The organism is Pseudoalteromonas sp. MM17-2, from assembly GCF_022347945.1.
GTDB classification, from domain to species: Bacteria; Pseudomonadota; Gammaproteobacteria; order Enterobacterales; family Alteromonadaceae; genus Pseudoalteromonas; species Pseudoalteromonas ruthenica.
The window spans coordinates 82,425-95,468 of record NZ_JAKRFV010000015.1; the positions used below are offsets into that span (position 1 = coordinate 82,425).

Consider the following 13,044-nt stretch of genomic DNA (forward strand, 5'->3'; position numbering starts at 1 on the left):
GCGCACTCCATAGTCATTAAGAACAAAGGAATAGGTATGCAACTAGAGGCGCTAAGACGACGCCTTGCTCGCCCTAAAACCTCAATCCAGCTTTGCCTTCTCGGTATTGCCGCAGGTTTGATTGCAGCGGGATTAATTATTCTATTTCGTTTGACTATTGTGTTAGTACAAAACATCTTTCTAGATAATTTTGATGACTTTACCACCTTATCGGCATTAGAACGGTTTTTACTGCCTGTTGGCGCAGCCTGTATTATCGCACTGTTTGCCTACCTTACTGGCTTTAAGCACTACCGACTTGGTATTCCCTTCGTTATTCACCGTATGAAAATGCACTACGGACAAATGCCTTTTTATAACACAGTAAACCAGTTCTTTGGCGGTGCTCTAGCATTGATTAGTGGTTTTTCGGTAGGTCGTGAAGGCCCCTCCGTTCATATGGGCGCAACAGGCGCAAGCATGCTTGCTAATCAGCTCCACCTGCCCTATAACGCCATGCGGACACTCAGCGGTTGTGGCGTAGCCGCAGGGATTGCAGCCTCCTTTAACACCCCTTTGGCAGCGGTAATTTTCGTTATGGAAGTGGTGCTACGTGAATACAAAGTGCATATCTTTGTTCCTATTATGCTCGCCGCCGTTACCGGGGCTTTAGCCACTCAGTTCGTTTTTGGTGATGACATAGAGTTAGCGCTCATCAGCGTTACTCCACTGAGCTTTTGGCATTATCCCTACTTAGTCATTTGCGGCATGACCTTAGGCGCCATCGCCTATGCCTTTAACAAAAACCTGATGCTCATTATTCGCACCTTTAAACCCTTATCAATGCTGCCACGATTGATTATTGCTGGCATTATTGCCGGGGGCATCGGTTACCTGGTGCCGCAAGCAATGGGCTCGGGAATGAGCGCCATTACTATCGCTACTCATTCACCGGATAATGTACAACTGCTGCTGACCATATTAATCGCTAAACTACTGGCGACATTGTTTGCCATCGGCTTAGGTATACCAGGCGGCCTGATTGGCCCGGTTATTGGTTTGGGGGTTATTATGGGCACCTTAATGTCATTTTTCGCCCACCTTGTTGCCCCGGGCACCGACGTTGCTGGCACTTATGGTGTATTGGGCATGGCCGGATTACTTGCCGCGACTCTGCATGCGCCACTGGCGTCGCTGACAGCGGTGATGGAGCTCACTTCCAGTCCGCAAATTATAGTTCCAGCAATGTTAGTGATTGTGACCGCTTACGTCACCGCCTTACAAGTGTTTGGCAACCGCTCTATTTTCCTACAGCAACTCGACTTTCAGGGGCTGACCTACCAAGTATCTCCAGCCACGGAGGCACTGCAAAAAGTCGGTATCATGGCAGAGATGAATGAGGACTTTAAGCTGCTATACGCCGAGGACAAAGAGCAAATCAAAGAGTCTTTGGATAATCTCGACGGACAAACGCCGCTGATTGTTTATGATGAAGAAAATGGTTACCGACTCGCGGAATATGATCTTAATTTAATGTCTGAGGAAAATATCAATATCCGCTACGTTACGCTCGAAGGGGTGAGCTCACAGGCCACCCTATCAGATGCCTTCGATGTGCTCAAAGACAAGCGTAGCGGCGCCGTGTATGTGTATGATATGCACGATCACAAAGAAATTCTGGGAATTATGCGCTGGGATCAAATCCGCCACATTCTCACTATTCGTAATGCCTTACTCTAACTGGGAAGTACAATGTCACTGATTTTGGTATATAAAGCTCTACACCTATTTTTCATGGTTGCCTGGTTCGCTGGTATTTTTTATTTACCACGCTTGTTTGTTTATCACGCGCTCAACGAAGAGAAATCATGCAGTTCTATGCTAAAAGTTATGGAGCGCCGGTTACTCCTGTTCGTTACCCCGTTTGCGATTTTAACTGCGGTGTTTGGGGTACTGATGATCGTCGAGTATGGCCGCGAGTGGTTTCGCGCTAGCATGTGGCTGCACTACAAACTCACTTTAGTGCTTATTTTGTACGCCTATCATGGCTACTGTTTTAAACTATTAAGTGATTTTAAACACGACAAAAACACCCGTAGTGACCGGTTTTATCGTATTTTCAATGAACTTCCCGTGTTAGTACTGCTGGCAATCATCTTTTTGGCAGTATTAAAGCCGGCACTCTAAAAATTAGAAAAAATCTGCTATAGTGCGCCTCCAAACGCGGTGGCGTACTTGCGGCTTACACTCGATGGCGGTGTTAGGCCCAACGTACCCTCATACTGTCTCACTTTATTGTTTGGGAAGACCTCCATGCTACGCTTCTTAGGTGAAAACATTCTGTCTGTAAATCAACTTGATAGAGAAAGTATCGAGCATATATTTGCAGTGGCTAAACGGATGGAACCTTATGCCAAAAAACAAAAACGCACAAAAGTGCTCGAAGGGGCGATTCTTGCGAATCTATTTTTTGAGCCTAGCACCCGTACACGGGTCAGCTTTGGCACCGCCTTTAACTTGCTAGGCGGATTAGTGCGCGAGACAACAGGCATGCAAAGCTCCGCGTTGGCCAAAGGGGAATCCCTCTACGATACCGCACGCGTCATTTCTGCTTATGCCGATGCTGTCGCTATGCGCCACCCCGATGCCGGCTCCGTAGCCGAGTTTGCCACCGGCTGTAGCGTCCCTGTACTTAATGGCGGTGATGGCCCCAACGAGCATCCCACTCAAGCACTACTCGACTTGTTAACCATCGACCGCGAGTTAAACCGCTTTGGCCAAAAAATTGATGGCATGCATATCGCTCTAGTCGGCGACCTAAAATATGGTCGTACCGTGCATTCGTTATCCAAGTTGCTATGTCATTATAAAGACGTGCGCTTTACCATGGTTGCCCCGGATGGCTTGCAAATGCCACAAACCATTCTAGACAGCGTCAGCGATGCCGGCCACCGTATTGTCCTTGCCGATAAAATGGAAGGTAATCTGGCCGCTGATATTGTCTACCAAACTCGCATTCAAGAAGAGCGCTTTCCAAGCCAAGAAGAAGCCAATAAATACCGTGGTGGTTTTCGTATTTCCCAGTCCATCTACAACGCCCATTGCAAGCCCAGTTCAGTGCTGATGCACCCGTTGCCACGTGATAGTCGCAGCGATGCCAATGAATTAGATAATGATTTAAATGCCAATGATAATTTAGCGATTTTCCGCCAAGTTCAAAATGGTGTGTTAATTCGTATGGCGCTGTTTGCATTAACCCTTGGGGTCGAGAACCAAGTAGAAAAGTATGAAACCACAGTACCGTGGTTCAGCCGTAAACGTGAAGACTAAAACCGACGTGTATGCATATCGCTGAGGGGCCCTGCCCCGTCTGGATACGCAGTTAAACTTACACAGGCTCAGATTCGTAAACATGCCAAGTGAGCTGCTACACACTTAAAAGGTCAACTGACCCGAATTTATAGGAAGCATTATGAGCAAAAGCCAAGACTTATATTCCCGCGCCCAAGCCTCTATTCCCGGTGGCGTTAATTCTCCCGTACGTGCTTTCAATGGTGTAGGTGGTACGCCATTGTTTATCACTCATGCCGAAGGTGCATACACCTATGATGCCGATGGCAAAAAATACATCGACTATGTGGGCTCTTGGGGACCGATGATTTTAGGCCACAACCACCCTGAAATTAAACAAGCAGTACATCAAGCGGTAGAGCGCGGCTTGAGCTATGGCGCACCTACCGAAGCCGAAATTGATATGGCTGAGAAGGTAAAAGAGTTAGTGCCTTCCATTGATTCGGTGCGCATGGTTAACTCTGGTACAGAAGCCACCATGAGCGCGATTCGTTTGGCGCGTGGTTACACCGGTCGCGATAAAATTCTAAAGTTTGAAGGCTGCTATCACGGGCATGCTGACTCTTTGCTGGTTAAAGCAGGCTCTGGGGCATTAACCATGGGTGTGCCAAACTCGCCAGGGATCCCAGAAGATTTTGCCAAACACACCCTCACTGTTTCGTTCAATAACCTTGACGAAGTGAAGGCTATTTTTGCCGAATATCCACAAGACATCGCCTGTATTATTATCGAGCCGGTGGCTGGCAATATGAATTGCATTCCACCGCAACCTGGCTTTTTAGAGGGCCTGCGTGAAATTTGCGATGAACACGGCAGTGTGCTGATCTTCGATGAAGTGATGACCGGATTTCGCGTTGCACTAGGCGGTGCTCAAGCTTATTACAACATTACCCCTGACCTGACCTGTTTAGGTAAAGTGATCGGCGGCGGCATGCCGGTGGGCGCTTTTGGCGGTAAACAAGCAATCATGGACTATATCGCGCCAGTTGGGCCTGTTTATCAAGCCGGTACTCTCTCCGGGAACCCCATCGCCATGGCAGCTGGCTTAAAAGCCTTGCAGCTGCTCAGAGAGCCAGGTTTACATGAGCAGCTGGAAGCGAAGAGTAAGGCGCTGTGTAGCGGTTTCCAAGCGGCCGCTGACAAAGCAGGGATCGCCCTAACAACTAACTATGCAGGCGGTATGTTTGGCTTTTTCTTTACCGACGCCGAGCAGGTAAGCAGCTACCAGCAAGCTACCGAATGTGACCTTGAACGTTTTAAGCGCTTTTTCCACCTAATGCTAGAAGAGGGGGTGTACCTCGCTCCATCAGCGTTTGAGGCTGGGTTTGTATGCGCCGCTCATGGCGATGAGCAAATAGCAGCAACGATTGCCGCCGCTGAGCGTGCATTTGCAAAGCTATAAGGCGGTGAAGCCATAAACCCATGGCTCATTAGCTGACAAAAAGCCGCCCTTGAGGCGGCTTTTTAATGCATATCTATTAACGGCCGTTACTGGCGACACGGAGGGCGTGGATTAAACTCGCGCTCGCGCACCGGGAGCTGGATAACCTTGCCACAACCAGGAGGCGCTTGCTCACCGGTGGCCTCGTTAACGAAAGCCCAACGAATACCTTCAGGACGAGTATCAGCGATAGATTGAGGGTTGAGCTGACGCAGATAACGAATATAGAGTTCCAATGCCCCCACCGAACCGGTTAATCCGGTACTTTGGTTGTCATCTCGGCCCACCCAAGCCACAGTGACGGTACTTTGGTCAAACCCAGCGTACCAGCTATCACGTAAGTTGTTACTGGTGCCTGTTTTGCCAGCCAATTGAATCGTTGGGAAGTGTTTATTTAAACGCTTACCCGTGCCATCTTTAGTCACCCGTTTCATACCATATTTGGTCATGTACATCGCATCTTTAGCAAAACGTTGCTGCGGGGAAAACTGATGGCGATACAGCACCCGGCCACTGTTATCAGTCAATGCCGAAATACTACTTAGCTGGCCATAAGCGCCATCATTCGCCAATGTGGTGTACATTTGCGCCACTTCAAAGCTCGACAGCTCCAATGCCCCCAACAGCAGCGATGGATATTGATTGATACGCGACTGCACACCCAACCCCTGTAAAGTATTGGCAACCTTGTCGACACCCACGTCTAGCCCCAAATTGACCGCTGGAATATTAATACTTTGGCTAAAGGCACGGTATAAAGGCAACATCCCTCGGTGTTGATGATCGAAGTTGTCAGGTTGCCAAACCTCACCCTGCTCGTCAGTCACCTCCAGTGGTCTGTCATCCAACAAAGTCCCTAAGTTATATTGTGGTAACTGCAAGGCTGTTAAATACACCGCAGGTTTCACCAAAGAGCCGATATTCCGCTTAGTATCCAGTACCCGGTTAAAACCGGAATAACGGACATCGCGTCCAGCAACCAAGGCAGATACGCCCCCTACTTCACGATTAACTGACAGCATCGCCGCTTCCAGCTGCTGTGTTTTCGGACGTCGTTCTAAATAGGGGAGCGACTTTTCAATTGACGCTTCCATCGCTTCTTGCTTTTGTAAATCAAGGTAGGTAAATACCCGCACTCCAGCATCCAATGTGGCTTTATTGGGAAGTAACTCTTTGAGCTCGCGATTAACCAGTTCTAAATAGCCTGGGTAGGTTTTATTGATATCACGGCGCATCGCCACGATATCCAGAGGCCGCTTTAGGGCCCGACGATATTCGTTGGTTGTTAGCAAACCATTTTCGGCCATTAACCGCAGTACTAAGTCGCGTCGTTCCATGGCGCGCTCTTCATAGCGTCGCGGATTATAGTACGACGGCCCCTTCACCAAGGCGACCAGTAGCGCAATTTGATCAAACTCCAGCTCATCAACGGGCTTGGAAAAGTAAAACTCCGATGCCAGCCCCATACCATGCACGCCTTTAGTGTATGACTGACCTAGGTAAACCTCATTAAGGTAGGCCTCGAGTATGGCATCTTTGGAATAGCGGTAATCCAAGATCAGCGCGATTAACGCCTCGTTGATCTTGCGGACTAAAGTGCGCTCTCGCGATAAATAAAAGTTCTTCGCAAGCTGCTGTGTTAACGTACTGCCGCCTTGTACCGTGCGCCCAGCTCGAATATTGGCATACAAAGCGCGCATAATTGACCAAAGCGAGACGCCGTGATGCTGATAAAAGTCCTGATCCTCCACCACCAGCAAGGTCTCTTTTAATAATGATGGGAACTTATCTAAGGGCAAAAATTCACGGTCTTGGGTTTTGTCATTACCGATACGAGCGATTTGCACCGGCTCCAGTCGCGCACGCTCTAAGCGCTGGCCTATATTATTTTGTACGCTGGCTAAGCGGTCACCTTTGAAACGCAGCTCAATAATATGTGCTTGCTCTGCGCCATCGGCAAACTCAAAAGCACGACGATAAATGCGTAGCCGAGTTCGACTTTGCTCATATTGCCCAGTATGAGCAAGCTTAGTCACTTGCGTGTAGTTTAGCCGTTGCAGCTCCCACTCTACTTCCTCAAGAGATAGGTATTGCCCAGGATAAAAGTTCATCGCCCGCGCGTATACCTGCGCAGGTAACTGCCACTTATTGCCCTCAAACTGTCTGGTTACCTTGGCATCGAGATAAATCATGTACAAAGCCACACTAATGAATGTGACTAAAGCCAGCTTCCAGGCAATGGAAAATAACCGCTTCATAACCCGCTTAAAGGTTGATGATGGCTGCTTAGAGGCTGCTTTTTTGGAATTGGACTTCTTTTTGCTGGGAGATTTTTTCGACGCCATGTATGTGCAAATGCTAGCTAGGGTGAAATTGTTGAGAAGCTTAGCATACTCGTGATTGAAATTAACCGCCCACGAGCATGCCAAGCAGGGTGCGAGTGAACTCTAGCGTGGTAAAACTTAACTGTGACTGACTTATGCAGCAGCAAATAAGCATAAAAAACGCCAGCACTGGGGCTGGCGTTCTATGAGAACGGGTGAGCTTAACTAGAACGTACAGACACGAACTCCGGATAAGCATCAATACCGCAATCGTGCTGGTCCATACCGTTGAGCTCTTCTTCCTCGCCGACACGGATGCCGATGGTTTTCTTCAAAATCGCCCAAACAATAAATGACGCTACGAACATAAAGCCAAAGATACACAATAAACCAATTAACTGCGTAGCATAACTGGCGTCAGCATTAGACAAGGGCACTAACATTAAGCCAATAGCACCGCACACCCCATGCACCGAGATAGCACCCACCGGGTCATCAATGCGCGCCTTATCCAAAGCGACAATGCTAAAGACAACGGCAATGCCCCCTATCGCGCCAAGCAGAATAGCCAACAAGGGTGAAGGTGACGCCGGCTCGGCGGTGATCACCACTAGTCCAGCAAGAGCACCATTTAATACCATCGTTAAATCGGCTTTACCCCAATAAGTTTTACACACAAGTAAGGAAGCCACGGCACCGGCTGCTGCGGCAGCATTGGTGTTGAGCATGATTTTACCCACTGCGGTGGCATTCTCAGCATCGCTAATAAATAACTGCGAGCCGCCATTGAAACCAAACCAGCCCATCCACAAAATAAAGGTGCCCAGTGTTGCCAGTGGCAAGTTAGAACCAGGAATGGGGTAAATTTCACCGTTTTTACCGTATTTACCTCGGCGCGCACCGAGCAGTAACACACCGGCCAGCGCTGCTGATGCACCTGCGCCGTGCACAATGCCTGAGCCGGCAAAATCAATAAAGCCCATTTCCGATAAAAAGCCTCCACCCCATGTCCAGTAGCCTTCAAGTGGGTATAGCACCCCAGTGAGAGCAACACAGAAGATTAAGAACGCCCACAGCTTCATACGCTCTGCGACAGCGCCAGAGACAATCGACATGGCGGTGGCAACAAAGACAACTTGGAAGAAAAAGTCAGACTCTAGCGCATGATCGGCATCACTGGCTTGGGTGCCTATCAAGGCTCCAAAGCTAGGTATAAAGCCGCCTTCAGCGTTATCCACGTACATGATGTTATACCCAATCAGCAAGTACATGGTGCAAGCGATAGCATACAAAGCGATGTTTTTCGTCAGGATCTCGGTGGTGTTTTTAGAGCGCACGAGCCCTGCTTCGAGCATAGCAAAGCCTGCTGCCATCCACATCACCAGCACCCCGGAGATTAAAAAGTAAAAGGTATTGAGTGAAAACTGTAATTCTACAACCGTATTTTCCATGATGGCTCCCCTTAAATCGCTTCTTCGTCGAGCTCACCCGTACGGATGCGCACAATTTGGTCAAGGTCATAAACGAAAATCTTACCGTCGCCAATTTTGCCAGTGGAGGCCACTTGGGTGATGAGTTCAACCACTCTGTCGACGTTGTCGCTTAAGGTTGCGATTTCGATTTTAATTTTGGGAATAAAGTCCACCTGGTATTCGGCGCCGCGATAGAGTTCGGTGTGTCCGCGTTGCCGGCCAAAGCCTTTAACATCAACCACAGTCATCCCCTCTATACCCAGCTCCGCCAAGGCTTCGCGTACTTCATCAAGTTTGAATGGCTTGATGATGGCGCTGATCATTTTCATACGGCCCCCTTAGGCAATATTCATTATTATTGTCTAAGGACCAATCCAACCTTTATGCCAGTTTAAATTCCCTTTATTTAACAGCATATTAACTTATCTAGGCATAAAAAAACGCACCATTGTGGTGCGTTTATCAGTCGCTCTGACCAAAGTTGTGCGTTAACTCATCACAGCGATGATGTTATTCACACACCAGCTGACATTTACCTTGCGCCTTAGCGCGATAAAGGGCTTTATCAGCAGCACTTAAGCAGGCATCAAAGTCATGATGATTCATCGCTGCTAAGCCAATACTGACACTCAGTGTATGCGTGCTATCAGCCAGTTCAATTGGCTCATCGCGCAGCGAGTCGTTTACATTTTCCAGCTGCTGCTGCAATTGTGCACTGTCGTGACAATGTGCCAACACGGCGAACTCTTCGCCACCAAAACGCGCAACAATGTGCTCATCAAGGTGCTGCTGTAGTCGCTGAGCAAGCTGTCGAAGCGCGCTGTCTCCGGCTTGGTGACCATACTGGTCGTTGATCTGTTTGAAGTTATCGGCGTCGATAAGCGCCACCGTGACAGCGTGCTTATCTTTTGCAAATAAGCGCCGACCATGCTCTTGTAAATAGCGACGATTAAACATGCCGGTGAGGTAATCACGCTCTGCCGTGGCTTTAATTTGTTCGATTAAATGCAGCTGCTCTACCGTTTGCAGCACGCGACAATGAAATTCTTCATTCATGAACGGCTTGGTCAGAAAGTCATTGGCGCCGTATTTGATAAACTTAGCCGATAAACCATTGTTGCCCGCGCCGGAAATACCAATAATGGCCAGATCATCACGGCCTCGGTGGTTACGCACCGCTCGTACTAATTCGAAGCCGTCCATTTTCGGCATAGCATAATCACATAGCAGCAGCTTGATACTGGTGTCTTCACGCAATATGGCCAGCGCTTGTTCACCGTCTTCAGCCTCAATAACATGATAAAGCTGACGTTGTAGTAACTGCTTAAGTACTTGTCGGCTTAATTGCGAATCATCAGCCACCAGCACGGGTAGACCTTTATTACGCAGTAGCTGCGTTAATAGACGCACGGCATAAAGGTAGGAGTCACGGTTATCTTTAATAACATAATCAACCACGCCGAGTTCCAGCATCTGTTGGCGCTGAGACTCGTCCATACTCGAGGTTAAAATGACTGAAGCGACATTATGTTCAATCGTAAGGCGTGCAGCATCGCCACTGGCACAGTCTGGCAAGGTCATGTCAACCAATGCCAAATCATATGTGTGCTGCTCAAGTAGCTCTTGGGCTTGCTCATAATTCCAAGCAAAATCAACGTGCTTAATAAATTCACGGGCAAATTTTTGCGTTAGCAAATGGCGCAATACTTGCTGCACAACTTTACTATCTTCAACAATCAATACTCGGGCCATCGCCAACTCCAAGGTGAATATCTTTCATTAAGCGGACCAAATTTAACCACACTTTGGCATTAAAGGACATCTTTGACTTTATAAACTTGTGTCGCTAGGGTGAGTTCCACCAATAGATGACCTTCGTTTTTATTATGTCTACTATCATGCTATCCGGTGCAACCGGGTTACTCGGCCGTGCGCTTTATCAGCGTCTTGCGCCACATCACCAAGTGATTGGGTTAGGTTTTTCCCGTGCTCAGCCACCACTTGTTAAAGTCGACCTGACCGATGCCGAGGTATTGTCCGCGCTTTTTTCAAAGCATCGCCCCGAGGTGTTTATTCATGCAGCCGCTGAGCGCAACCCAGACCAATTTGATACCGACCCGCAACGTAGCATACAACTGAACTGCGAGGTTACCGAACATATCGCCCAGTTATGCACCGAGTACCAATGCCGACTCATCTTTATTAGTACTGATTACGTATTTGATGGCCAGCACCCGCCCTATGAAGAAGGCGCTGCCGTCAACCCACTGAATCTCTATGGTGAATCCAAAGCGCGCAGTGAAACACTATTACAAGCAAACTACCCCGATGCAGCCATCGTTCGTATCCCGGTACTTTACGGTGAAGTTTCTCATTTAAAAGAATCGGCTGTGACCACCATTGCGGCACAACTAAAAGCCGGACAACGGCAGTTTGATGATGAGGCGCAGCGCTTGCCAACAGATGTTAACGATATTGCTGATGTGATCAGTAATGCGCTGTACATGATGAACAACGACCTAAGCGGTATATTCCATATCAGTGCCAGCGAAAAGCTCACTAAGCTGACAATGGCCCAAGCCATGGCACCGCTATTACATATTGACCCTAATAGTCTCAGTGCTGCCAGTGTGGATAGCAACGCTGCACCACGGCCCAAGGATTGTCAATTGCGAGATACCCGACTGGCGCCGATGGGGCTGACCATTGATAGTGATTTTAGTGCTCGTATCGCCACAGTGATTGCTCCCCACTTGTCGCATTAACTTGTACTTGTCACTTTGAACTCCTTTAATGGAGAAAACTACAGGAACTAAGGGTGAATCATGTTCGCAACACAATTAAAGGCATTGAGCCTAACTCTAGCAGTGGCACTTTCGCCACTGGCTGTTGCCGAGGTCGATCAGCACGACGCCTCGCAGCACAGCCGCCAAATTGATATCGATAGTAAAGTTATTACCGAGCACAAAGCGCGCATCAATGGCGATCGCTTATCGTACACCGCCGAGACGGGCACACAGCCGGTGTGGGACGACCAAGGCCATGCTGTGGCCACACTGCACTACACCTACTATAAGCGTGATGGTGTTGATGATGACACCCAGCGTCCGCTGCTTATTTCATTCAATGGTGGGCCTGGCTCGGCATCGGTTTGGATGCACCTAGCTTATACCGGTCCCAAGGTATTAAAAATTGATGACGAGGGTTACCCAGTCCAACCCTACGGTGTTAAAGAAAACCCCTACTCTGTACTGGATGTAGCGGATATTGTCTATGTGAACCCGGTCAATACCGGGTACTCTCGTGTATTGCCGGACGCTGATGGCAAAATGCCTAGCCGCGACAAGCAAAAGGACATGTTCTTTGGCGTTAACGCCGATATTCAATATTTAGCTGAGTGGCTCAATACCTTTGTACACCGTCACAATCGCTGGCGCTCGCCCAAATTCCTAATTGGTGAAAGCTATGGCACGACCCGGGTGTCCGGTTTGGCGTTAGAGTTACAAAACAGCCAATGGATGTACCTCAACGGTGTGGTGCTGGTATCGCCCACGGAGATCGGTATCAAACGTGAAGGCCCGGTGGAAGCCGCTAATCGCCTGCCCTACTTCGCTGCCACAGCGTGGTATCATAAGGCGCTAGATGAGCAGTACCAAAACATGGACCTCGAGCCGTTTTTAAGCGAAGTAGAAACTTTCACTGTCAATGAGCTGATCCCAGCATTGGCCAAAGGGGGCTTTATCTCTGACGATGAAAAACGTCGCATCGTTGCACAAATGGCCCGCTATGCAGGCGTCTCTGAAACCTATATTGAGCGCAACAACCTCGATGTGCCCACCATGTCTTTTTGGAAAGAGCTATTGCGTGAGCGCGGGCAAACAGTAGGACGTTTGGACTCGCGTTATTTAGGTATTGATAAACGTGATACTGGCGAGCGTCCAGATTACTGGGCGGAACTGACTTCTTGGTTGCACTCGTTCACACCCGCTATCAACTACTACCTTAGTGAAGAGCTAAATTACAAAACCGATGTGAAATACAACATGTTTGGCTCGGTGCACCCTTGGGACCGTAGCAATAACAACACCGGTGAAAACCTACGCTTGGCGATGGCACAAAACCCCTACCTCAATGTGCTAATCCAATCAGGCTACTACGATGGTGCGACCAACTATTTTGATGCCAAGTACACGATGTGGCAGCTAGACCCAAGCGGTAAAATGAAAGAGCGCTTGAGCTTTAAAGGTTACCGCAGTGGCCATATGATGTATTTACGCCGAGCTGATTTAGAAAGCTCAAACAACGATTTGCGCGAGTTTATTTTGAACGCTCTGCCAGAACAAGGAGCAGCGGCTAAATACTAAGCTGGGTACTTACTGTGACTAGTCCTGAAATAAGTTGACACTTATTTTGATTAAAACGCCTGATGTACTTCATCGGGCGTTTTGTATTTTAGAGCCAGGTGTGGGCGTCTCTT

At 48.5% G+C, this 13,044-nt stretch carries 10 protein-coding genes; 6 read left to right on the forward strand and 4 right to left on the reverse strand.

Annotated features, from left to right (window positions below):
- Positions 1-36 precede the first annotated feature (36 nt).
- The 4 genes from MHM93_RS12975 (at position 37) to hemL (ending at position 4,732) form a co-directional block, all read left to right on the forward strand.
- Positions 37-1,719, forward strand: a complete 1,683-nt coding sequence (locus MHM93_RS12975; RefSeq protein WP_022944583.1) for a chloride channel protein — start codon at positions 37-39, stop codon at positions 1,717-1,719.
- 12 nt (positions 1,720-1,731) lie between these two features.
- On the forward strand, positions 1,732-2,166 hold the full coding sequence (locus MHM93_RS12980; RefSeq protein WP_022944584.1) for a CopD family protein: 435 nt from the start codon (positions 1,732-1,734) through the stop codon (positions 2,164-2,166).
- A gap of 126 nt (positions 2,167-2,292) precedes the next feature.
- Positions 2,293-3,309, forward strand: a complete 1,017-nt coding sequence (locus MHM93_RS12985; protein ID WP_045980495.1) for an aspartate carbamoyltransferase — start codon at positions 2,293-2,295, stop codon at positions 3,307-3,309.
- 142 nt (positions 3,310-3,451) lie between these two features.
- A complete protein-coding gene (hemL, locus tag MHM93_RS12990; RefSeq protein WP_239449382.1) occupies positions 3,452-4,732 on the forward strand; it encodes a glutamate-1-semialdehyde 2,1-aminomutase in 1,281 nt (426 codons plus the stop codon).
- Between the two features lie 86 nt (positions 4,733-4,818).
- Here hemL and mrcB read toward each other — a convergent pair whose 3' ends face one another.
- From mrcB to MHM93_RS13010, 4 genes are all read right to left on the reverse strand, one after another.
- The gene (gene mrcB, locus MHM93_RS12995) at positions 4,819-7,029 is read right to left on the reverse strand and encodes a penicillin-binding protein 1B (RefSeq protein ID WP_239449383.1); all 2,211 of its coding nucleotides are present in this window, start codon (positions 7,027-7,029) and stop codon (positions 4,819-4,821) included.
- A 287-nt stretch (positions 7,030-7,316) separates the two neighbouring features.
- A complete protein-coding gene (locus tag MHM93_RS13000; protein WP_022944589.1) occupies positions 7,317-8,546 on the reverse strand; it encodes an ammonium transporter in 1,230 nt (409 codons plus the stop codon).
- 11 nt (positions 8,547-8,557) lie between these two features.
- Complete coding sequence (locus MHM93_RS13005; protein WP_022944590.1) at positions 8,558-8,896, reverse strand: P-II family nitrogen regulator; 339 nt, start codon at positions 8,894-8,896, stop codon at positions 8,558-8,560.
- A gap of 181 nt (positions 8,897-9,077) precedes the next feature.
- Complete coding sequence (locus MHM93_RS13010; RefSeq protein ID WP_045980492.1) at positions 9,078-10,319, reverse strand: response regulator; 1,242 nt, start codon at positions 10,317-10,319, stop codon at positions 9,078-9,080.
- Positions 10,320-10,453: 134 nt separating this feature from the next.
- On the opposite strand from MHM93_RS13010, the gene MHM93_RS13015 reads away from it, so the two are divergent.
- The gene (locus MHM93_RS13015) at positions 10,454-11,332 is read left to right on the forward strand and encodes an SDR family oxidoreductase (RefSeq protein WP_239449384.1); all 879 of its coding nucleotides are present in this window, start codon (positions 10,454-10,456) and stop codon (positions 11,330-11,332) included.
- 60 nt (positions 11,333-11,392) lie between these two features.
- Positions 11,393-12,931: a carboxypeptidase gene (locus MHM93_RS13020; RefSeq protein ID WP_138588445.1), complete on the forward strand. Its 1,539-nt coding sequence runs from the start codon at positions 11,393-11,395 to the stop codon at positions 12,929-12,931.
- The last annotated feature ends 113 nt before the right edge of the window (positions 12,932-13,044 follow it).